This is a genomic window from Streptomyces sp. NPDC002676 (assembly GCF_053592455.1).
The window spans coordinates 449,507-470,936 of sequence record NZ_JBSFVT010000001.1 but is presented as its reverse complement, the minus strand read 5'-3'; the positions used below and the strand labels follow the sequence as shown (position 1 = coordinate 470,936).

The 21,430-nt window shown below is 70.7% G+C and carries 17 protein-coding genes and 1 pseudogene; 8 read left to right on the top strand and 10 right to left on the bottom strand.

What is annotated here, in order from left to right:
• Positions 1-104: 104 nt before the first annotated feature.
• The 4 genes from ACWD3E_RS02125 to ACWD3E_RS02110 all read right to left on the bottom strand — a co-directional run bounded on the left by ACWD3E_RS02125 (position 105) and on the right by ACWD3E_RS02110 (position 7,483).
• The gene (locus ACWD3E_RS02125; protein WP_451385620.1) at positions 105-4,271 is read right to left on the bottom strand and encodes an Rne/Rng family ribonuclease; all 4,167 of its coding nucleotides are present in this window, start codon (positions 4,269-4,271) and stop codon (positions 105-107) included.
• Between the two features lie 263 nt (positions 4,272-4,534).
• Complete coding sequence (locus tag ACWD3E_RS02120) at positions 4,535-5,326, bottom strand: TIGR03936 family radical SAM-associated protein (RefSeq protein WP_451385619.1); 792 nt, start codon at positions 5,324-5,326, stop codon at positions 4,535-4,537.
• A gap of 46 nt (positions 5,327-5,372) precedes the next feature.
• A complete protein-coding gene (locus tag ACWD3E_RS02115; RefSeq protein WP_451385618.1) occupies positions 5,373-6,197 on the bottom strand; it encodes a hypothetical protein in 825 nt (274 codons plus the stop codon).
• Positions 6,198-6,271: 74 nt separating this feature from the next.
• The gene (locus tag ACWD3E_RS02110) at positions 6,272-7,483 is read right to left on the bottom strand and encodes a glycosyltransferase (protein ID WP_451385617.1); all 1,212 of its coding nucleotides are present in this window, start codon (positions 7,481-7,483) and stop codon (positions 6,272-6,274) included.
• A gap of 205 nt (positions 7,484-7,688) precedes the next feature.
• Between ACWD3E_RS02110 and ACWD3E_RS02105 the strand changes: the two genes are divergently transcribed.
• The gene (locus tag ACWD3E_RS02105; protein WP_451385616.1) at positions 7,689-8,438 is read left to right on the top strand and encodes a hypothetical protein; all 750 of its coding nucleotides are present in this window, start codon (positions 7,689-7,691) and stop codon (positions 8,436-8,438) included.
• A 74-nt stretch (positions 8,439-8,512) separates the two neighbouring features.
• Here the strand turns inward: ACWD3E_RS02105 and ACWD3E_RS02100 are convergent, their stop codons facing one another.
• Positions 8,513-9,046: a MarR family winged helix-turn-helix transcriptional regulator gene (locus ACWD3E_RS02100; RefSeq protein WP_451385615.1), complete on the bottom strand. Its 534-nt coding sequence runs from the start codon at positions 9,044-9,046 to the stop codon at positions 8,513-8,515.
• A 201-nt stretch (positions 9,047-9,247) separates the two neighbouring features.
• On the opposite strand from ACWD3E_RS02100, the gene ACWD3E_RS02095 reads away from it, so the two are divergent.
• Both ACWD3E_RS02095 and ACWD3E_RS02090 read left to right on the top strand, forming a co-directional pair.
• Entirely contained in the window at positions 9,248-10,318 is a 1,071-nt protein-coding gene (locus tag ACWD3E_RS02095) for an alkene reductase (protein ID WP_451385614.1), read from the top strand.
• A gap of 83 nt (positions 10,319-10,401) precedes the next feature.
• A complete protein-coding gene (locus ACWD3E_RS02090) occupies positions 10,402-11,307 on the top strand; it encodes an NADP-dependent oxidoreductase (RefSeq protein WP_451385613.1) in 906 nt (301 codons plus the stop codon).
• Positions 11,308-11,406: 99 nt separating this feature from the next.
• Here the strand turns inward: ACWD3E_RS02090 and ACWD3E_RS02085 are convergent, their stop codons facing one another.
• The gene (locus ACWD3E_RS02085; RefSeq protein WP_451385612.1) at positions 11,407-12,747 is read right to left on the bottom strand and encodes a DUF3533 domain-containing protein; all 1,341 of its coding nucleotides are present in this window, start codon (positions 12,745-12,747) and stop codon (positions 11,407-11,409) included.
• Positions 12,748-12,907: 160 nt separating this feature from the next.
• On the opposite strand from ACWD3E_RS02085, the gene ACWD3E_RS02080 reads away from it, so the two are divergent.
• Positions 12,908-13,543, top strand: a complete 636-nt coding sequence (locus ACWD3E_RS02080; protein ID WP_451385611.1) for a MerR family transcriptional regulator — start codon at positions 12,908-12,910, stop codon at positions 13,541-13,543.
• A 39-nt stretch (positions 13,544-13,582) separates the two neighbouring features.
• On the opposite strand, the gene ACWD3E_RS02075 is transcribed toward ACWD3E_RS02080, so the two are convergent.
• Both ACWD3E_RS02075 and ACWD3E_RS02070 read right to left on the bottom strand, forming a co-directional pair.
• Positions 13,583-14,134: a hypothetical protein gene (locus ACWD3E_RS02075; RefSeq protein ID WP_451385610.1), complete on the bottom strand. Its 552-nt coding sequence runs from the start codon at positions 14,132-14,134 to the stop codon at positions 13,583-13,585.
• Between the two features lie 87 nt (positions 14,135-14,221).
• Positions 14,222-14,623, bottom strand: coding sequence for a hypothetical protein (locus ACWD3E_RS02070; RefSeq protein WP_451385609.1), 402 nt, complete (start codon positions 14,621-14,623; stop codon positions 14,222-14,224).
• A gap of 144 nt (positions 14,624-14,767) precedes the next feature.
• On the opposite strand from ACWD3E_RS02070, the gene ACWD3E_RS02065 reads away from it, so the two are divergent.
• Entirely contained in the window at positions 14,768-15,841 is a 1,074-nt protein-coding gene (locus ACWD3E_RS02065; RefSeq protein WP_451386477.1) for a PP2C family protein-serine/threonine phosphatase, read from the top strand.
• A 28-nt stretch (positions 15,842-15,869) separates the two neighbouring features.
• On the opposite strand, the gene ACWD3E_RS02060 is transcribed toward ACWD3E_RS02065, so the two are convergent.
• Positions 15,870-16,205, bottom strand: a complete 336-nt coding sequence (locus ACWD3E_RS02060) for a hypothetical protein (protein WP_451385608.1) — start codon at positions 16,203-16,205, stop codon at positions 15,870-15,872.
• 97 nt (positions 16,206-16,302) lie between these two features.
• Positions 16,303-16,425, bottom strand: a pseudogene (locus ACWD3E_RS02055) (ATP-binding protein); the annotation flags it as partial.
• 188 nt (positions 16,426-16,613) lie between these two features.
• Here ACWD3E_RS02055 and ACWD3E_RS02050 point away from each other — a divergent pair.
• From ACWD3E_RS02050 to ACWD3E_RS02040, 3 genes are all read left to right on the top strand, one after another.
• Positions 16,614-17,840: a PP2C family protein-serine/threonine phosphatase gene (locus ACWD3E_RS02050; protein WP_451385607.1), complete on the top strand. Its 1,227-nt coding sequence runs from the start codon at positions 16,614-16,616 to the stop codon at positions 17,838-17,840.
• A gap of 422 nt (positions 17,841-18,262) precedes the next feature.
• Positions 18,263-19,939, top strand: coding sequence for a SpoIIE family protein phosphatase (locus ACWD3E_RS02045; protein WP_451385606.1), 1,677 nt, complete (start codon positions 18,263-18,265; stop codon positions 19,937-19,939).
• A 172-nt stretch (positions 19,940-20,111) separates the two neighbouring features.
• A complete protein-coding gene (locus ACWD3E_RS02040) occupies positions 20,112-21,107 on the top strand; it encodes a terpene synthase family protein (RefSeq protein ID WP_451385605.1) in 996 nt (331 codons plus the stop codon).
• The last annotated feature ends 323 nt before the right edge of the window (positions 21,108-21,430 follow it).

The window sequence follows — 21,430 nt, the reverse complement described above, 5'->3', positions numbered from 1 at the left end:
GTTCTCTCCTTTGTTTCACATTTGCTCGGGCCTGGTTCCCCCCCGAAAACCGTGTGGTCCTGCCGGTCGGTTCCGGCAGGACCACACGGGTGTTACGCGGGGGGTCAGCCCTCGTCGGTGGCGGAGACCGTGGTGGTCTTCTTCGCCGTCGACTTCGCGGCGGCCGTCTTGACGGTCTTCGCCGCCTTCTTGGCCGTCGTCTTCTTCGCGGCCGTCTTCTTGGCCGCGGTCTTCTTGGTGGCGGCCTTCTTCGCCGTGGCCTTCTTGGCGGTCTTACGGGCCGCCTTCTTGGCCGGCGCAGCGGCCTCCTCGACGGTCTCCTCGACGACCGGGGCCTCGGCCTCGGCGGGAGCCTCCTCCGGCGCGGCCGACGCGACGACCACGACGGCCGTCTCCTCGGTCGCGGTCGGCGCGGTGGCCTTGCGCACGGCACGGCGGCGCGGACGGGCCGGAGCGGCGCTCTCGACGGGCGCCTCCTCGGCCACGGCCGGAGCCGGGACCTCGGCCACCGGCTGCTCCACCGGAGCCTCGGCCACCGGGGCTTCGGCCACCGTCACCACGGCCGCCTCGGCCCCTGCGGGGGCACCGGCCGGCGCGGACACCTTGCGGGTGGCGCGACGGCGCGTACGGCCCTTGGGCGCGGCCTCCTCGACGGCGATCGCCTCGGCCTGCGGCTCGGCGGCCACCTGCGCCTCGACGGCCATCGGCTCTGCGCCCATGGGCTCGACAAGGGCCTCGGCGGCCTCGACGACCTCTGCCTCAGGGGCCTTCTCCGCCTTCGGAGCCCGCTCCGCCCTCGGCGCTCCCGCCGGAGCGGCGGCCCGGCGGCTCGCCCGACGGCGACCGCGACCACGGGTGGCCGCCGCCTCCGCCTCGGCGATGCTGCTGTACAGCTCCTCGTCCGGCGCGAACTCGGGGGCCGGGAGCGCGACGGGCTCGGCGACCTCGGCGGCCACCTCGGCGACCGTCTCCAGCTCCGGCTCGACGGCCTCGCCGGTCTCCACGGCCTCGACAGCGGCCTCGTGGACGTGACCGTCGCCGCCGCGCCCGCGCTTCTTGCGCTTGCCGCCGCCGCCGACGGCGGTCGGCTGCTCCATGTGCACGATGACGCCACGGCCGTTGCAGTGCACACAGGTCTCGGAGAAGGACTCCAGCAGGCCCTGGCCGACGCGCTTACGCGTCATCTGCACGAGCCCCAGCGAGGTGACCTCGGCCACCTGGTGCTTCGTACGGTCGCGGCCCAGGCACTCCAGCAGACGGCGCAGCACCAGGTCGCGGTTGGACTCCAGGACCATGTCGATGAAGTCGATGACGACGATGCCGCCCAGGTCGCGCAGCCGCAGCTGGCGCACGATCTCCTCGGCCGCCTCCAGGTTGTTCCTGGTCACGGTCTCTTCGAGGTTGCCGCCCTGACCGGTGAACTTGCCGGTGTTGACGTCGACGACGACCATCGCCTCGGTCTTGTCGATCACCAGCGAACCGCCGCTGGGCAGCCAGACCTTGCGGTCCAGCGCCTTGGCGAGCTGCTCGTCGATCCGGTACGTGGCGAAGACGTCGACCTCGCTGGTCCAGCGGGACAGCCGGTCGGCCAGGTCGGGCGCGACGTGCGAGACGTACCCGTGGATCGTCTCCCAGGCGTCGTCACCGCTGACGACGACCTTGGAGAAGTCCTCGTTGAAGATGTCGCGCACGACCCGGACGGTCATGTCCGGCTCGCCGTAGAGCAGCGTCGGCGCGTTGCCGCTCTTGGCCTTCTTCTGGATCTCCTCCCACTGCGCCTGCAGCCGCTCGACGTCCCGGCGCAGCTCGTCCTCGCTCGCGCCCTCGGCGGCGGTGCGCACGATGACGCCCGCGTCCTCGGGGACGATCTTCTTGAGGATGGTCTTCAGCCGGGCCCGCTCGGTGTCGGGCAGCTTGCGGCTGATGCCGGTCATGGAGCCCTCGGGGACGTACACGAGGTAGCGGCCCGGGAGGGAGACCTGGCTGGTCAGGCGGGCGCCCTTGTGACCGATGGGGTCCTTCGTCACCTGGACGAGCACGGACTGGCCGGACTTCAGGGCGGACTCGATGCGCCGCGGGCCGTTGGCCATCCCCAGCGCCTCGAAGTTGACCTCACCGGCGTACAGGACGGCGTTGCGGCCCTTGCCGATGTCGATGAAGGCGGCCTCCATCGACGGCAGCACGTTCTGGACCTTGCCCAGGTAGACGTTGCCGACGTACGAGGTCGACTGCTCCTTGTTGACGTAGTGCTCGACGAGCACGCCGTCCTCCAGGACGCCGATCTGCGTACGGTCGCCGTACTGGCGGACCACCATCACGCGCTCGACGGCCTCGCGCCGGGCCAGGAACTCGGCCTCGGTGATGATCGGCACACGCCGGCGACCCTGCTCGCGGCCCTCGCGGCGACGCTGCTTCTTGGCCTCCAGACGGGTCGAGCCCTTGATGGACTGCACCTCGTCGGACGGCTCGGCGGGCTTGCGGGGCTCGCGGACCTTGACGACCGTGCGCTCCGGGTCGCCCTCGTCGGGCTCGGTGTCGACGGCGGTGTCACCGGCACGGCGGCGACGGCGACGGCGGCGACGGCTGCCGGCGCTGGACGCGGCGCCCTCCTCGCGGGCCTCCTCCTCGTCCTCTTCCTCCTGCTCGGCGGTGTCCTCGGCGTCCTGCGCGGCCTGCTCGGCGGCCAGTTCCTCGGCCTCCGCGCCCTCGCCCTCGGCGGCCTCACCGCGACGGCGACGACGGCCACCGCGACGGCGACGGCGACGCGCACCGGCCTCCTCGAAGCCTTCGGCCTCGCCCTCGGCTTCCTCGGCCTCCTCGGCCTCGGCGAGTTCCTCGGCCTCCACCGTTTCCTCGTCCGCGGCGGCGGCCTCGAAGACCCGGGTCTCCTCGGCGGCGCCCCGGCGGCGGCGACGGCGGCGCGTACCGGCCTCGGCCCGCTCCTCCGCGTACTCCTCGGTCTCTTCCGCCTCGGCGGGCTCAGCGGCCTCGGCAGCCACGGCGGCGGCCTCGGCAGCGGCCCGCTGCGGGGTCTGGAACTTCGGCTCGGCGAACACGGGCGCCTGGAAGACGGCCACGGCAGGGCGCGCCGGCCGGCGCGGGGCCTCGGCCTCGGCCTCCTCGGCGGCGGGCTGCGCGGGCTGCTTGGCGGACTTCTGCGCGGGCTCGGAGAACCCGGTCGCGGCCTGCCGCACGACCCGGCGACGACGGCGCGGTGCGGCCGGCTCGGCGGGGGCCTCGGCAGCGGGGGCCTGCGGCGCCTCGGCGGGCTCGGCGACCTCCGGGGCGGCCCCGGCGGCCGGCTCGGCAGCCTCGGGAGCACCGGCGGGCGCGGCGACCCGGCGGGTGGCGCGACGGCGGGTACGACGCGGCGCCGCCTCTTCAGCGGCCTCGGCGGCCGGGGCGGGCTCGACGGACGCGGGCGCCTCCTCGGCAACTACCGTCACGACGGTCTGGGCGGCCTCAGCGGCCTCGGTGGCCTGCGGAGCCCCGGCGGGCGCGGACGCACGACGCGCGACACGGCGACGGGTACGGGGGGCAGACGCGGCCTCAGCCTCGGCAGCGGGGGTCTCCACGGCCGGGACGGCCTCCGGAGCCGGGGCGGCCTCGACGACCTCGGCGGCGACGGCGGCCTCGGCCACCTGCGGGGCACCGGCGGGCGCCGACGCACGACGCGCGACACGACGACGGGTACGCGGGGCAGACGCGGCCTCAGCCTCGACAGCGGGGGTCTCCACGGCCGGGACGGCCTCCGGAGCCTCCGCGGCCGGGGCGGCCACGACGGTCTCGGTGGCCTCGGCCACCTGCGGGGCACCGGCGGGCGCCGACGCACGGCGCGCGGCGCGACGACGGGGGCGGGCGACAGGCGCGGCCTCTACGGCAGCCTCGGTCTCGGCCTCGACGACCGCGGGCGCGGTCTCGGCGGCCGGAACGACAGTCTCCACGGCCTCGGCCGAGGCCGGAGCCCCGGCAGGCGCGGACGCGCGGCGCGTGGCACGGCGGCGGGGACGCGGGGCGGCCTCGGCCACGACGGCGGCAGCCGCCACAGCCTCGGTCACTGCCTCCTCGGCGATCTCGCCCTGCTCAGCGACCTCGTCGCTGTCGGCGAGCTCCGCGGCCGGCATGGCCGGCGCGGTGGTCTCGGTGGCTGCCTCGGCCGCGGCGGGCGAGCCCGCCGGGCGTGAGGCGGCACGGCGACGCCTGCGCGGCGGCAGGGTGTCGCTGGGAGTGTTCAGTTCGGAACCCTCGTTGGGTTCGGTCGGTTCCAGCATGCGGGCGTTTCTCCCGTCAGGCTCCCGGGCGCCGCGCCTGGTCCGGCGGCGGTCGCGATGGACCGCCCGCCGTTGACGTCCGCGGCCCGCGCGATGCGCGATGGCCGCCGTCCGGGGCGCGGGCGCCGCACGGGAGCTCTCTGTGTCTTGTCTCGCCGGTTCCGTACGCCTTGTTGTGCACGGCCTGGCGAAAGTCTTCTGGTCGGTGCGCTGCCCGACCCAGGTGGCTCCCGAGTACGAGGGCGGCGCTACGACGTCCGTCCCTACGCGGGACCTTCCGGCGTCGGCGCCGCCGCGGCGGCTGCCGGTACGGCCGTCAGGGCCTCGGCTGCCTCGCGGTCGGGCGCGAGCGGGTCGGTCACCGTGCCGGTCTCTTCATCGAACAGCCCCTGCGCCAGCCTGGTCACCGCTGCGGGGACCGGCGGCGCCAGGTCGGCCACGGCGCGGAGACCGGACAGGACGTCGTCGGGTCGTACGGCAGGCGTCACGTGCCGAACAACCAGCCGCAGTATCGCACAGGGCTGGTCGGTAGGCCTATCAGCCGGCGAACTGTGCCTTTCTGTGCTCACGACCTCCAGGCTGACGACCGCGGGGCGGGCGTCGAAGGTGCGGACGCCGTTCTTGGTCATGCGCTGCACTTCCACGGTGTCGGCCTCGGTGAAGGCCTCGACCGCGCGTTCGGCGCCGGCCGGGTCGACGCCGTCCAGCCGCAGCTCCCAGACGGAGGCCGTCAGCCGGTCGGCGAGACCGGAGGTCCGCGCCTCGACCGCGTCGACGACGTCGAGCCCGGCGGGCAGCGACTCGTCGAGGAGGACGCGCAGCTTCTCAGGGTCGCGCTGATCGGTGAGCGCGATCTCCAGGTACTCCGCCTCACTGCCCGTGCCGGTGGGTGCGGCATTGGCGTACGACACCTTCGGGTGCGGTGTGAACCCCGCCGAGTACGCCATGGGCACCTCGGCGCGGCGCAGCGCACGCTCGAAGGCGCGCTGGAAGTCACGGTGGCTGGTGAACCGGAGGCGGCCTCGCTTGGTGTAGCGCAGTCGGATGCGCTGCACCGCGGGTGCGGGCGGCGGGCCTTCGGGCTGTCGCTTGCCCAGTGTCCTAGTCCTTCGTGAGAGCGGTCGTACTCCTATCAAGAGTACGTGCCGCACGGCTCCCGGGTTCCCGCCGGTCTGCGCGCACGGCTTCCCGCGGGTCCACGCGCACCGGCTGCCGGGGCTCGCCGAACAGCATCCGCCTCAGGTCCGCGCGGGCCTCCCGCACGGCCCGCCCCACCGCACGGGCCACCTGGGCGACGGGCCGCAGCACGAGGTCCCGTACGACGTGCCCGACCGGGGTGAGGACGGTCCGGTACACCCAGCGCAGCGGATCCAGGAAGATCCACCGGGCGAGGGTCCCGAGCACCCGGCCGACGGCGCGCGAGACATGTCCGGCGACCCGCCAGGCGTGCCCGAGGGCCGTACCGATCCCCCGCCCGATCACGGCGAGGAACCGGCCGACGGGCGCGAGGATCCAGCGCCACAGGGCGAGGGCGGGCAGCACGAAGAGGATGCGGGTGATCCAGTACAGGACCCAGGCCAGGGCGCGGCCGACGGGCGCGAGGACCCACATGATCCCGTGCCCGATCGGGGTGAGCACGTGCACGTACACCCATGCGAGGGCGCGCCCCAGGGGCGTGAGCAGGAACCGGTACAGCCACTTCAGGGGTACGACGAAGAGGGCGTACAGGACCCAGCCGATCGCGCGGCCGACGGGGGCGAGCAGGTACCGCCACAGGAACCGCGCGACCGCGACCACCGCGTCCCAGAGCAGCCGCACCGGCAGCACCAGCACGAACATGAGGATCCGCAGCGGGATCCTGAGCGCGACGACGAGACACCCCTCGGGCGGCTGCTGCGGCTGGGAGGACGGCTTCTGGAGTTCCATACCGGCGTAGACGCGCGGGGCCGCGGGTCCGGATTCCCGCCCTTGGTTGCGATGCCGTCACGTCTTGGGGCCGTTCACCGCTTCCGGGCCTTGGACCTGGGCAGACGCCGCCCGGGTGCGGGGGACGACGGCGCCGGGACGGTGGTCGATGTCGTCGAGACGTACGGGGTGGAGAACTGCCGGTTGGCGCGGACCTGTTGACGGATCGCGTCGGGCAGGTCGGGCAGGGCGAGCAGGCGGTCGCAGGCGCGCACGGCGGCCGTGTGATCGCCCACCCAATATGCGGCGATGGAGAACTCGAAGAGCAGGCCCCAGCGGTAGACCCAGGACCGGGTGAAGAGGAGGTCGTCGGGTTCGGGCCGGCCGACGACGTCGGCGAGGATCGCGTGCGCGGTCCGGTAGCGGCCCATCACCCGCAGCCGGGAGGCCAGTTCGTAGCACGCCTCCAGGCGCTCGGGCCGCGCCTCCCAGGCCCTGCTCAGCGCGTCCATGGCGCCGGGCCAGTCGTCGGCGTGCTCAGCCCGCAGGATCCCGGACTCCAGCAGCGAGCAGTAGACCTCCTCGGGCCAGCCGCCCATCGCCGCGCGCCGCTCGTACAGCTCGATCGCCTCCCGGGCGTGCCCCCGGTCGCGTTCGGTGTTGGCGAGATAGAAGACGGTGCGCGGATTGTCGGGATCGCGCTTCATCTCGCGGCGGAGCAGACGGGCGTCGCGATCGAACTTCTCGGCACGGCAGCCGCCGTCGGCGTGGTCCTCGATGACGAGCGCGTCCAGGTTCTCCTGGTCGTCGGGCGCGTCGGTGCACGGGTACTCGTGGGTGACGCCCTCGTAGCGCCACTCCAGGTCGCCCCGCATGAGGTGCTTGAAGCGGTGCTGGGTGCCAGGGGTGTCGTAGCGGAGCATGTACGACGCCGCGGTGAGCCGGGGCAGCGGCGCGTCCTGGCGCAGCACGTGGTCGGCGTCGAGGGTGAGCAGGTAGTCGGCCCGGCCGCGGGCCCGGCGGATGTTGCTGGTGCGGTTGTGCCCGAAGTCGACCCACTTCTCCTCGTGGAGCTCGCCCGGGATGCCGTCCAGCACCTTGCGGACGAGGTCCTGGGTGCCGTCGGTGGAGCCCGTGTCGGAGATCACCCAGGTGTCGACGAGGGGTCGTACGGACTCGAGGCAGCGCTCGATCACGCCCGCCTCGTTCTTGACGATCATGCAGAGGCACAGGGTCTGTGGCCTGGTCCGCGACTGGGTCTGTGACGTGGTCGACTGCTTGGCCTGCGGCAGGGTCTGCGGCTTCACGGCGGTGAATGTGACACACGCCCGCGCCCGGCCCGTCGATCCACGCCAGGGGGTAACCCGATCTGAAGACATCGACTAGCCCGATCTAAGGACAAACGGCGCGTTGCGCGCACTCCTGACGGCTCATCCAGGTGCGAACAGGTCACTCTCACACCGGAGTCCGGGAACGCACCCGGACTGCTTCGAGCGAAGGAGAAGTGCGTCGATGAGTCCTGAGTGCAGGACGTCCTCCCTGCTCGGGCCGGTGGCCCGGGACAGGTTCAAGAAGGCCGGAATGCTGACCTCGCTGGCCCTGGTCCTCGCGGCCGGTGTGGCCAGCCCCGCGGCGGCGGCTGCTCGCAGCATGCCCGAGCACAGACCGACGGTCACGCAGTACGGCGGTGGCGGCGACGAATGCAAGCCCGACCACAAGAAGCAGAAGTCCGCCGCGACGCCCTCCGGCGGGAACAACAACTGCAAGGGTCCCACGGGCCCGAGGGGCCCGAGGGGCGCCACCGGCCCCACCGGGCCCACCGGCCCCCAGGGCCCGACCGGCCCGACCGGCCCGACCGGCGCGACCGGCGCGACCGGCGCGACCGGCGCGACCGGACCCTGTGCCGACATCGACGCCACGCAGCGATCGGGCGAGTACGAACTGCGCGCGGCGGTGAGCGGCACCCTGACCTACGGCGGCATCAGGGACCTGCGCGCCAGCCGTGACCATACGCTGAGATGGACCGACCTCAGCACCCGCACGAACTACCCCAACGGCGGCGCCCCCGGCTTCGCCTGCGGGGTCTCCATCAATGAGTTCGACGCTCAGGGCATCAAGATCGACGTCCTGACGACCACCGGGCGGGTCTTCGAGATCATCTGCGTCGAGGACAACAACACCGACAACAACCCGGCCATCCTCGTCTGCCCAGCCGCCTGGGCAGAACTGCACCCCCCGACACCGGGCGCGAACAACTCCTAGCACCCGACGAGAACACGCAGCGAGCCCCCTCCCGGCCGGGAGGGGGCTCGTCCGCATCGGGGCAGTGGTCGATGTCAGCGTTCCGTGCTCGCGCCCGCCTGATCGGCGGCGGCCTGCGCGAGGTTGTGCTCCAGGCGTTCCAAGGTGCGCAGGGCCTCGGCCTGTTCGTCGGCGGAGAGGTCTGCCGCCACGAGGTCTTCGAGCTGGGCCCAGACCTGCTCGACCTCACGGCGCAAGGCATGACTGGCTGCCGTGGGTTCGATGAGCGAGGCACGTTTGTCGGTGGGTGAGGGCCGACGGCGGACGAAGCCTGCCTGTTCCAGGCGCCGGACGGTGCGGGTCATGGTGGCGGCGTCGGAGTCCAGCAGGCGTACCAGGTCGGCCTGGCGCTGAGGGCCGAGTTCCCACAGGTGCATCATCACCAGCTCCTGGCCCGGATGCAGGCCGATGCGGCGCAGCAGCTGTCCCGCGAACATGCGATGCAGGCGGGCCAGGCGGAAGATCGCGTGGCTGATCGGACCACTGCCGGCCGCGGCAGGCACCGGGACGGTGGCCTCATACCCCGTCCCCGCGGGGCTCCATCCGGCTTCCGGTGTGGACTGCGCCATCTCTCCCTCATTTCCCTGCCCGAGCAACATAACCGTACCTCCAAGTAGGCCGCTCAACATGGCATCCGGACTTCCTCGGGGGGATTGCCAGGTCGAGGCATGTGACGCGCATCACATTCAAACCCGGGAATGATCGGGCGGGATTTACCTGTTCGGACAGGTGATTTAGTTGTTCGGACAGGCAATCCCGAGGAAGAGGCCATGACCACTGCTTTCGAACCGATCGACCTGGGCGGCAAGCGCCTGACCAACCGCGTCGTGATGGCGCCCATGACCCGCAGCCGTGCCTTCGGGCCCGGTGCGGAGCCGACCGAGCTGATGGCGACGTACTACGCGCAGCGCGCCAGTGCGGGGCTGATCGTCACCGAGGGCATCCAGCCCTCGACGGTCGGCCAGGGCTACCCCGACACCCCTGGCCTGCACACGTCCGGGCAGGTGGAGGCATGGCGGACGGTGACCGACGCCGTGCACCGCGAGGGCGGCGTGATCTTCGCCCAGCTGATGCACACCGGGCGCATCGGCCACCCCAGCCTGCTGCCCGACGGCCTGGTGCCGGTGGGCCCGTCCGCGGTGGCCGCGGGCGGCCAGGTCTTCACCCACGAGGGGCCGAAGGAGTTCGTGACCCCGAAGGAACTGAGCGAAGCGGAGATCCGGCAGACGATCGCCGACTTCGCGGACGCGGCCCGCAACGCCATCGAGGCCGGGTTCGACGGCGTGGAGATCCACGGCGCCAACGGCTACCTGATCCACCAGTTCCTCGCGCCCAACACCAATCGGCGCACCGACGCGTGGGGCGGTACCACCGAGGGCCGGATCCGCTTCGCGGTGGAGGTCGTCACGGCCGTGGCCGAGGCGATCGGCAGCCACCGGGTCGGCCTGCGGATCTCGCCCGGAAACCCGTTCAACGACATCTCCGAGGACGACCCGGGCGAGGTCTACGGGGCGCTGCTGGACCAGCTCGCCCGCCTGGAACCGGCCTACCTGCACCTGATGGAGGGCCCGGACCGCGACCTGACCGCGCGGCTGCGCAAGGCCTGGCCCGGCACGTTCGTCCTCAACCCGTTCACCCACCCCGATGTCACCGGTCCCGACGCGCTGAAGCTGATCGACGACGTCGGCGCGGACATGATCGCCTACGGGGCGCTGTTCCTGGCCAACCCCGACCTTCCGGCCCGCCTGGCCGTCGGCGGACCGTTCAACACCCCGGACCAGTCCACCTTCTACGGCGGCGACCACCGCGGCTACACCGACTACCCCACCCTCACCGCCTGAGCGGCGACCGGGCCGAGACGGCCGCACAGTGGGTCAGAGCACGTGCGGCCGTCTCCCCACCTGCTTCTACCAGGGAGTTCCTGATGTCCAAAGCGATCACATTCTCCGAGTACGGCGGGCCCGAGGTGCTGCAGCTGTCGGAGGTCACAGCGCCGGAGCCCGGCCCGGGCCAGGTCCGGATCAGGGTGCGGGCCGCCTCCGTGAACCCTCTCGACCTGAAGATCCGGTCCGGTCTGATGGCCGGCACCTTCCCGGTCCGCTTCCCCGTGACCCCCGGCCTGGACGCGGCCGGTGTCGTCGATGCCGTCGGCGAAGGAGCCGGTGCGGCCGTGGGGGACGAGGTCGTCGGTTCCGCCACGGCCGGCAGCTACAGCGAGTACACCCTGCTCGACCGGCCGGTGGCCAAACCCGAGGCCTTGTCGTGGGAGGCCGCCGCCTCGCTGGTCACGGTCGGCCGGACCGCCTTCCGTGTCCTTGGTCAGCTGGGTGTGCACGCGGGTCAGACCCTGCTCGTCCATGGCGCCGGTGGCGCCGTGGGCACCATCGCGGTGCAGCTGGCCGTCGCTCGCGGCATCACCGTCATCGGAACAGCCGGCGAGCACGACATCGAGCGCCTCACCGCACTCGGGGCCACTGCGGTCCGCTACGGCGACGGCTGGGCTGAGCGGGTGAAGGCGGCGGCCCCCCAAGGAGTCGACTTCGTCCTCGACGCCTCCGGTGCCGGCGTGCTCGCCGACTCCGTCGCTCTGGCCGGGGACGGCGCACACGTGATCACCATCGCCGACATGACCGCCGCGCAGCACGGCGTCCGCTTCAGTACCGCCGACGCCGGCCAGGCCGGGGAATCCCTGCCGGAGCTGGTGCAGCTGGCCGCCGCCGGGAAGCTCACCGTGCCGATCTGGCGCACCTATCCCCTGGCCCAGGCGGCACAGGCACACACCGACCTGGAAGCCCACCGCAACCGCGGCAAGGCCGTCCTGCTGCCCTGACCCCACTCAGAAATCGAGCGGGGCTCCCTGAGGAAATCCGTTGCGGGGGAAAACCGGGGCGGGCGGGACATGAGAGACCGGCGCCCGCCCGGGGGCGGATCAGGCAGCCGTAGGGAGCGCGACCGGTTCGAGCTGCGCGGTGCGGTGCAGGCCCCTGCGGTCGTAGAGATGGGTCAGGCCCAGTCCGAGGAGCAGTGAGAGCGCGAGCCCTACGCCGGTCATGGTCCAGCCTCGGGCGAGTCCGGCGTCGAGCTGGGCGCCGAAGTAGAGGATCGACCGGACCCCGTCGAGGACCTGGCGGAACGGTTCGAACTCGGCGAGGAAGCGGTAGAAGGACGGCAGCGCCTGGAGCGGGATGGTGGCACCCGCCGACGGGATGGCGAGGCCGATCAGCACGAGCATCGAGACGAGCGGCCCAGGGGTGCCCAGGACCGCCAGCAGCGCGAGCGCCGTGCAGCCCATCGCCATCGTCGCGCAGGCCCCGAAGATCCAGAGCAGCAGCAGATGCGAGGCGTCGATGCCGATGATCCCGACGGCGGCGGCCATCGCCAGTGCCGAGGTGACCAGGGAGACTCCGGCCATGAGTGCGCAGCCGACCAGGAAGTGGCGGGTGCGGCTCAGATGCCGGACGGGCTCGGCCGTGCGGAAGGGGCCGAGGTCCTTGGCGGCGTAGCCGAGGGCGGTGTCGACCTGCATGTGGATCACGTTGGCGCCGAGCATGCCGCCGAGCACCAGCACCAGGGTGTAGAAGAAGGAGGTCAGGCCGAATCCGCTGTGGCTGCCCAGGTGGTGGCCCTGGGCCACGACGACCTTGACCGGGTCCGCGAGCAGCAGCCGTTCGGGGGCGCTCGGTGCGGTGACGTGCTTACCGGCCGCTTCGGCCTGGGCGGCCTGGTGGGCCAGCCGGTGCCCCAGCTTCTTGCCCAGCGCGACCGAGGCGTTGTGCGCGGCCTCGCGGTTGACCTGCTCGGCCATGTTCGAGCCGAAGCTGCCGGCCGCGGGGTTGGTGAGGATCTGCAGCGTCGGCTGTGACGGGGAAGCGTTGCCAGGGGCCGCGAGCCCCAGCACGGAGGCGGAGAAGTTCTCTGGGACGACCAGCGCCCCGAACGCCTTGTTGTGGCTCATGAGCCGCCGTGCCTCGGCACGGTCCACCTGCTTCCAGGCGACCTTGCCCTTGAGCTGCGGGGCGCCGGCGACCCGCTCGGTGATCTGCGCACCCAGGTTCATCCGCTTGCCCGCGTGCTCGACCCCCCGGTCGGCGTTGACGACAGCGATCGGCAGGTCGTGCATCGCCCCGACGGGGTTGCTGTTCGCTCCGAGGTAGAGCAGCGAGAGCAGGAAGGACAGCAAGCCGATCACCGCTGCGGATGCGATCCACAGGCGGCTCCCCCGGAGCAGGTGCCGTGCGCTGGTGCGGGCGTGTGTGGGTGAACTGGCCATGCGCTTCTCCTCTGTGTGCGTGGTGTTCGCGCCGGCCGCCGGGAGGGGCGACAAACTGGAAACCTGTACTTTCCAGTACTGGAAAGTAGCACTTTCCAATATGGGGGTCCAGCCTCCAGGCACCTGGGACACTGGCACCAGCAGAAAGTCGAGGGAGCGCATGAAGATCTCGGAGCTGAGCCGCCGATCCGGGACTCCGGTGGGGAGAATCAAGTTCTATCTGCGCGAGGGCCTGCTGCCGCCCGGACGTTCGATGGGGGCCACGATCGCCGAGTACGACGAAGAGCACGTCCAGCGACTGCGTCTGATCCGGGCACTGACCGCCCGCGGGGGCCTGTCCATCGCGGCCACCCGAGACGTGCTGTCGGCGGTCGACCACCCGGAGGAGTCCCGGCCCACCCTCGGCGTACTGCACCACGCGCTGCCGATCCCGGCGGAGTCGGGCGAGGCGGAGGCCGACCCTGCGCAACTCCAGCAGGTGAAGGAACTGCTCGACGCCATGGAGTGGGACATCTCGGACGACTCACCCCACCCGCAGGCCCTGGCGGCGAGTCTGCAGGAACTCAGTCGTCTCGGCGTCCCCTTCAGCAACGACGACCTGCTCCCCTACGCAAGGCTTGCCGCATCGGTCGCCCGCCTCGACCTCGAACAGCTCGACGGGATCGACACACCGGAACAGCTGGCCGAACGAGCGGCCATCGTGATCCTGCTGCTCGAACCGGTCCTGGCGCTGCTGCGCCGCCTCGCCCAGGAGGGCGCGGTGCGCCACAGGCGCGCACAGCCGCACCCGGCCTGAGGTCTTCTCCGAGCACCCCTGGCCTCCGCCCCCAGAGCCTCACCGGGAGTGCGTGCGGCGGGCCGACGCCTCTGCCCGGCCGGCTCGGGCCAGAAGGCGGGCCCGACTGCGAGGCCACCACATCAGGTCGGCCAGGAGGAGCACGACCACCAGCCACGAGGCGATGGTCTCGCCGGTGGAGCCCATCACGGTGTCGTACACGGCGAGAGCGACCGCGAGCGCGGTGACGAGCAGGACGACCCAGCGGCGCAGCCGGTCGTCCTCGGCGGCCCGGCGCAGGGCGCCGGCGTACTCGACGACCGAGGGCGCCAGCCGGGGATCGTCGATGGCCTCGCCTCGCCGGGTGGCGCGTACCACGGCCGCGCGGTCGGCACGGTTCATGCCCTTGGCCGCAGGCCAGATCCTGTTCATCCGGCGCGCCACTCGAGTCCCGTAGAACAGGCTCAGCACCACAAAGACCACTACGGCGGCCACCCATGACTTCGCCTCGAGGAGAACGAAAGCCCCGAAGAAGACGCCGGCGGCGAGGCCGGCCCCCACAGCCCGGCTCACCGACCCCCGCTGCCACATCCGGCCCGGAACGAGAATCACCCGTTCACGGTGGCCACCATCCGTCGAGGACGCAACCACCGCTCCGGCACGTCGCCCCCGGCCACACGCGCGGCGCACCGCATACGACTACAGGTCTTCGAAGGCGTCTTCGCCGGGCCGCCAGACCGTCCAGGAGTTGTCGACGAAACCGTTGAGCATCGCGATCTCCGGACCGACGAGTTCACTCTCGGTGGGGTGCAACTGGATGGAGCCGGTCGACAAGTCGACCTTGACCCCGATGCCGGTCTCCTCGTGCGTGGCGGTCACATGCTGGGAGATGAGTCCACGCAGCGCGTCGGTCCAGCCGGCCTCCGCCGGCGAGAACCGCTGTCCGGACAGCGTGACGATCGGCAGCACGTCACACGTGAGCACGGGCCTGTCGTCGGCCGGGCCGTCGAACCGCAGTTGGACATAGTCCAGGACAAACTGCACCGAAAACAGCCGGAAGCCGACAAGACGACCGAGTAGGGAGTTCCGCTCATATGCCACGGTGGAGAGTCTAGGAGCAGGGCAGCGGTCGGCAGCAGAGTGGAGCCGTGGGCTTCAGCGAGGCAGGCTTGGTTCATGACGTCGCTCTGGCGCTCGGCCCCTCGGCCAGGAGCAGGCGGCCGTGGCCGGGTCCTCTTCACGCTGATGAAGTGTGTGCCCTTCTTGATCGCGCTGGCCGTTCTGGTCATCGAGCTCACGCCTGCACACTTCATCTACACCGGCCCCCTCCTCACTGCGGTCCCGGCGCTGGCGGCAGTGACGATGGGACCCAAGGGAACCACCGCGGCGGCGGCTCTCACGCTGGCGATCAGCGTGACCACCGCGACCTATAACCAGGCTTGGGGCACACTACAGGTCTACACCAATTTCCTGGCTCTGGCACTGGTCTCCGTGGCCGGCTTCATCACCAGCAGCGCCGTGCAGGCACGCAGGCAGAGAGAGCTTGACCAGGTCCGCCGGATCGCCGTGGCGGCTCAGGAGGTCGTGCTGCGGCCCGTGGCCGCGCGGCTGGGCTCAGTGGTGGCGGGCAGCATGTGCCTGGCGGCCGGGACGGGGGCACGGGTGGGCGGCGATCTGTACGAGGCCGTGCAGACCCGGTACGGCGTCCGGATGATCGTGGGGGACGTTCGAGGCAAGGGGCTGTCCGCGATCCGAGCCGTTGCGGTGGCGTTGGGCGCGTTCCGGGAAGCCGTGCACTACGAGGACGAGCTCGCGGAGGTCATGAACCGCTGCGCGGCTGCGCTGCGACGTGAAGCCGCCGTACCGGGTACGTACGAGCAGGAAGCTCTTCTGGAAGGGTTCACCACGGCACTCATCGCGCAGGTGCCGGACGAGCCTGTGGTGCAGCTGATCAACCGTGGGCATCCGCCGCCGCTGCTGCTGCACCAGGGCAGGGCTACGCCGCTGATGCCGCCCTCGCCGTTGCCGCCTCTCGGCCTCGAAGACCTCGCCAGCGACCTCCCCGGCAAGCCTGAGAGCTATCCGTACGCCCCCGGTGACCGTCTGCTGCTGTACACCGACGGCGTGACCGAGGCCCGCGACCGTGACGGCGACTTCTTCGCCCTGCCGGAGATCATGGAAGAGATAGGCGCCGACACCACCCCAGCGGAATTCCTGGAGCAACTGCACCGGGCGTTGATCCGCCACACCGTGGGCGACTTGGCGGACGACGTGGCGATGATCCTCGCCGACCGGCTGGGACCGTCCGGTCCCGGCTGAACGCCGCCGAGCAGCTTGGGCCCGCACGTCAACCGGGGGCGAAGCGGAAGCTCTGCCACGGTCCTGTGGACCTGACCACCTCGTCCGACGACTGCATGGTCAGGTAGACGCTCTGCCCTCCCCGCGGCACAGTGCAGTCGGGTGTCGTGTACAGGATGATGGCACTCTGCGTGTAGTTGTCGACGTGGGTCACGCCCTCGCGGAAACGGTGGCACCCGTGGGTGGACGGATCCGAGACGGCCTGCACAAGGTTGGCATCCTTGCGCGCCACGATCATGCCGGACGCCTGATCCTGGCAGGCGGTCAGCACGATGCCGAACAACGCGATGCCGGTGAGTGCGGCCAGCGGCCGTGAAGCACGCATCGGTCCTCCTGCCGGTACGGGGAGCTGACGGAGACCTCGTCCCCCACCACCATCCGCCACATCGGGCGGCCACGCCTGGCGGATACGACCGTTGCGGTCAGGCTGCGGCCGTGGGGAGAGGCTGTTCGGTCCAGATGGACTTGCCGGTTCGGGTGTGACGGGTGCCCCAGCGCCGGCAGAGCGCGGAGATCAGCTGCAGGCCTCGGCCACCCTCGTCGGAAGGGGCTCTCACCAGCCAGACAGCCACGCCCGACTCGCAGCTCCGCCTCGCACCCCTCTCCTGCGCTTCAGCAGCTGCGGCCGACATGCCGCGCATGGCGTAATGAACCGCTCCGGCGGCTTCCCAGGTCACGTTGTGCGGAGGCGATGACCAGCGTGGACGCGGGAAGGCGGGTGACAAACCGGGCCATGGGCGCGGAAAGCATCGACCGATCGGAGGGTTTCGGCGAGCGGCTGCTCGGCCTGCTGCTGGACAGAGCGCGGCTGCTGCCGCCCCAGATGATCGCCCCGCTGATCGCGGAGGGGGTGGCCAGGATCGGCGGTCGTGACGTCTCCATCCTGCTCCAGGACTACGCGCAGGAGTTGCTGGTGCCGCTGCCGGGCAGGAAACTGCACGTGGCGCAGCCAGAGCCGGTGTCCGACTCCCCCGCCGGGCGGGCCTTCCTGCGCGGGGACATTGTCGAGGTACCGCAGCCCCGCGGCGGCGTCCGGGTCTATGTGCCGCTGCTGGACGGCAGTGACCAGGTGGGCGTAATGGCCCTCACCCTGGACGCGGTCGGCGACAACGACCGGCGACTGCTCCGCAGGCTCGCCAGCCTGGTCGCCGACATGCTGGTCACCAAGAACGCCTATACCGACCAGTTCTTCCAGGCCCGGCGTCGGGAGCCGATGAGCGTGTCCGCGGAGATCCAGTGGAGCCTGCTGCCGCCGCTGGCGATGTCCGTGCCCCAGATCGACGTGGCCGGCGCCCTGGAGCCCGCCTACCGCGTCGCCGGCGACAGCTTCGATTACGCCCTCAACGGCAACATCCTGCACATGGCCGTCATCGACGCCATGGGCCACGGCCTGGACGCCGCCACGATGGCGACCGTGGCCATCGGCGCCTACCGGCATGCCCGGCGCGTGTTCATCAGCCTGGACGAAAAGTACGCGTTCATGGACGATGCCATTTCCCGGCAGTTCGGGCCCGACCACTTCGTCACGGCGCAACTGATGCACCTGAACATCGCCACCGGTGATTTGGAGCTGGTCAACGCGGGCCATCCCGCGCCGCTGCTGATCCGCGACGGCCAGGTGGTGCAGCAGCTGGAGAGCGCGACGACGCTGCCCGTCGGCTTCGGTGGTGACCTGCCCCGAGTCGTCGAGCACGTGCTCCAGCAAGGCGACCGGGTGCTCTGCTACACCGATGGCATCATCGAGGAGCATGTCGCCGGCGGCGAGGCGTTCGGCGAGGAACGCCTCATCCGCTGCGTCAACCGCCTGGGTGAAGAGCCGTCAGAGGGTGTACGGGCGGATCTGCGCCGGCTCTCCCACACGCTGAAGAGCGAACGAGGCGGGCGCACCACCGACGACGCCACCCTTTTCATGATCGAGTGGCACGGGGGCACCGCCGACCACCTCGCGACCCTCGACTGAACGTCTCGACGCCGACCGAGTCCGCCCCCGAAACCGCCGCCCACGCCTGGCGCCGTGTTCTTGACCGTCAGAGGCAGCAACTTCTTGCCGGTCGGGCCGATTTGCTCCGCCACGGAACGCCTTCGCATGCCCGGCCGACGCGGTCTGCCGGGTGTCTAGCGCAAGATCCAGAAAGCCACTACCATGCGCACGATCCGGCCACAGTCGGGTCGGTCAGGCGATCTTCCCTGGAAGAGCGGGAGCACCCTCCGCTGCGAGAGTCCCGTTCGCCTCTAGGAGGGAATGGTGTCGCAGTCCCGTAGACTCTCGAGTCGCCTCACTGGCCGGTTTCCATCGGCCCCCCACTATGGTGCGTGGCCCATCCGGTTGAGCGCCGTTGATCCCTCGGAGGGAAGTAGTTCACGCCACGGCAGGGAGATCCAGTGAAAGACGTCGGGCCTGTGCGTACTGCCGTACGGGAGGATGAGTCCCATCCCGGCGCCTTCCAGGCCAGCGCGAGCATCGTGCAGGCGGGCTTCTTCTGCTGGGAGATCGCCACGGGCGAGGTGAGCTGCGATCCGCTCACCCTCGCGCTGCACGGCATGCCCGAGAACGGACCGTCGGACATCTCGAGCTTCCTGGCCGCAGTACACGAGTCGGATCTGGCCGATGTGCGCGACGCCTTGGGCCTGATAGCGGAATCCTGCGGCAACTACCAGATCGAGTACCGGGTCGCTTCCGACGGCGACCGGCACCGGTCCCTGGAAGCCCGGGGCCGCGTCCTGCCCGGCGCCGACGGGCTGCCGGCCCGCATGGTCGGAGTGGTCATGGACACAACGGCCGTCCATGAACGCCACGAGGCGGAGAAGCGGCGGTTGTACGAGCGCGCCACCCGTGACCGCTGGATGCGGGAGCTGACCGCGGCTCTGGCCGCCGCGGTGACGGTCAAGGACATCATGGCCGCCGCACAGGCAGGACTGCGTACCTTCGGAGCGGACGCGCTGGCGGTGATCGCCCCGGAGGGAAACCGGTTGACCGTCGTCGCCTCGTGCGCCGACGACGAGCAGGGCGAGAACTCCCTGCGAGTCCTCGACGCCACGGCCCGCACGCTCGCGCAGGAGTCACTCGACCGCAGGGCGCCCGTTCTCATCGGCTCCGCGGACGCGCTGATCACCGGTTATCCGCACCTGGCACCGCCCGCACAGTCGGCCCTGCAGGCGTGGGCGGTACTGCCGCTCACGGACTCGCGCGGCCACGTCAGTTGCTGCCTCGTCAGTTTCCACGAGCCGCAGGAATTTCTGCCCGAGGAACGGGCCCTCCTGATCGCCGCCATGGGACTGCTCGCCCAGTCACTGGAGCGAGCCGGCATGTACGAGTCGGAACACGCACTCGCCACCGAGCTCCAGCGCGGCATGCTGCCGCGCGGGCCGCTCACGGTGCCGGGTGTGACCATCGCCGCCCGCTACCAGGCCGCCACCTCCGGCATGTGGATCGGTGGCGACTGGTACGACGCCATCAGCCTGCCCGACGGCGGCGTGGCTCTGGTCATAGGAGATGTGCAGGGACACAGCGTTCACGCCGCGTCCCTCATGGGGCGACTGCGTACCGCCGTACACGCCTATGCGAACGAAGGACACCCGCCCTCGGCCGTCCTGGAACGCACCAACCGCCTGCTGGCCGAACTGAACACCGACCCGGACAGGGCCCTGTTCGCCACATGCTGCTACATCGCACTCAACCCCTCCGACGGAACGCTCCGGGTGTGCCGGGCGGGCCATCCGGCCCCAGCGTTGGTCACGCCCCGCAAGCCGCCGCGCCTCCTGGAGGTCCCCGGCGGGCTCCCTCTGGGGATCGACCGGGAGCAGCGGTACCCGACCACCCGCCTGCGCATCGCTCCGGGCAGCGTGCTCGCACTGACCACCGACGGCCTGCTCGAGGCCGTGAACAAGGACATCGACCAGGGCATCGAGAGGTTTCTCCAGGGTCTGCGAGGGGCTCCCACGGCGGACCTGGAGACCGTTGTCGACGACCTCCTTGCCGCTACGCAGAAGACTCACGGCCTGGGCGACGACGTCGCTCTGCTCCTGGCTCGTCTGAACAGGCCCGGCCACCGCAGCTGACCCGGGCCTGACCCGGTCTGTGATCCTCGGTCGAACGCCATCGACAGGCAGGGTAATTTACGTCGGTGGCTGGGACGGTGTGGTGATGCTCCATGCGGGCTTTGGCATGCCGCATCGGCAATGCCGCCGGATGCCGCGAATGGCAGAGGATTACCGAGAAGCGAGCTGACGTATGGACAATTTCCGGATTCCGGACCTCTGCATACCCGTACCCGCAGCGCTCAATCCGGAACTCCAGGAGGCTGCCGCGGCTGCTGAGGCATGGCTGGACGAGTTCGGCCTGGTGCCCACCGAGGAGGCGCGTCGGCATGTGCAGCGCACTCGTGTGGACCGGCTCACCGCGTGGCTGTGCCCGAACGCCTCACAGGAGGCGCTGACGCTGATCACCCAGTGGAACGCGTGGCTCTTCCAGTTGGACGACCAGTTCGACGACGACCCGGTGCGCGGCTACCGGCCCGAGCAGTGGCGGGAGGCGTTCGGGCCACTGTTCGCCGTATTCGACGGAAATGTTACGGCTGGGCGGCTGACGCGCTCCTTGGCCGATCTGTGGCGCCGCACGACGGAAGTCCGCTCTTCCACATGGCAACGCCGATTTGTCCCGCACCTGTTGTGGTATTTCGACAGCTACCGTGCCGACATGATCCACCGGGAACAAGGGCGTGTGCCCGGCCTGCAGCAATACCTCGCGCACCGCCGCGCCTCGTTCGCATTCGATGCCGTCCTTGACCTGATGGAAATCGGAACCGGTGTGGATCTGCCCGACCAACTGCATGCCAACCCCGCCTTCACTGACATGCGAGAAGCAGTGATCTATGCGAATGCCTGCATCAACGACCTCTACTCACTGCCCAAAGAACTCGCCCATGACTATGCGTTCAACGCCGTCACGGTGATCTGCCATCATCACCGGTGCAGCCTCCAGGAGGCGGCGGAACGAGTGGCCGTGATGCAGGCCGGATACGTCCAGCGCATCCTTGATCTCGAACAGGTCCTGCCCGGGCGGCTGACACGTTCCGGCCTCGCCGACGACGTCGTCGACGACGCGCTGCGCTGCGTCAGGGACTTCAACGCGCTCACCGCTGGGAACGTCGCTTGGTCGAAGGAGACCGGGCGCTATGCGGAGATAGAGGCCAAACCGACCTATCTGGCGAACCTGTTCATTCCGTAGGACCCTCGACCATCACCCAAGTGCGCCGCAGCCCACAAATGGGGTACTCAGCCGGCGAACACTCGACACGTCCCGCGCGAAAGGCTGCCGCCGCCTGGTCGGTACTCCTACCGTCTCCAGCGCGGCGACAACCTCATCCCCACTCACCCCCGCAGCGCCTCAACCACCCGGTCGAGTGCCTCGTTCGCGTCAGTGCGTGTCACCGCTCGAAGCTGGCGTCGGACCTGCGTTCTTGACCACCCGGAATGCTGTCCAGGCTGAGGGTGGTCCGGTCTTTGCGTGGTTGGTCTTCGATGTGCGAAGCGTCGTCGGAGTGAATCGGC